This is a genomic window from Niallia sp. 01092 (genome assembly GCF_052318935.1).
Lineage (GTDB): Bacteria > Bacillota > Bacilli > Bacillales > Cytobacillaceae > Niallia.
The window spans coordinates 1-609 of sequence record NZ_JBQRKO010000068.1 but is presented as its reverse complement, the minus strand read 5'-3'; the positions used below and the strand labels follow the sequence as shown (position 1 = coordinate 609).

The 609-nt window shown below is 38.3% G+C and carries 1 pseudogene; it reads right to left on the bottom strand.

What is annotated here, in order from left to right:
- Positions 1 to 72 precede the first annotated feature (72 nt).
- A pseudogene (locus ACTXGU_RS22320) lies at positions 73 to 609 on the bottom strand (heme ABC transporter ATP-binding protein); the annotation flags it as partial.

The window sequence follows — 609 nt, the reverse complement described above, 5'->3', positions numbered from 1 at the left end:
AGCATAATAATGGTTCCTACTAGTATGCCAAGCAGAACGGATACGATAGGAATACTAATTTTCTTTACTGTATTAGACATTTTTCTCCACACCTACTTTATTGTCATTCGATCCTGCCATTAATAATCCTAATTCTTGTTCTGTTGTTTCTTTCGGATTAACGATAGCAATAATTTCCCCTTCAAAAATAACGGCAATTCGATCACTTACATTTAATATTTCATCTAGTTCAAACGATAGAAGCAGGACGCCTTTGCCTTTATCTCTCTGTTCAATTAAACGTTTATGGATAAACTCAATTGCCCCAACATCCAGACCACGAGTTGGCTGTGCCGCGATTAATACATCCGGATTTCGGTCTACTTCACGGCCGATGATTGCTTTTTGCTGATTTCCACCAGAAAGAGCACGTGCAGGCGTATGAATGCCAGGTGTTCTCACATCATACTCTTCAATTAATGTTTTCGCTTTTTTATCAATTTCTTTCTGATTTAAAAAGCCATTTTTCGAGAAAGGTGGTTGATAATACGTTTGCAAGACGATATTTTGGCCAATTGGAAAGTCTAACACTAACCCGTGCTTATGGCGATCCTGTGGAATATGCCCTAA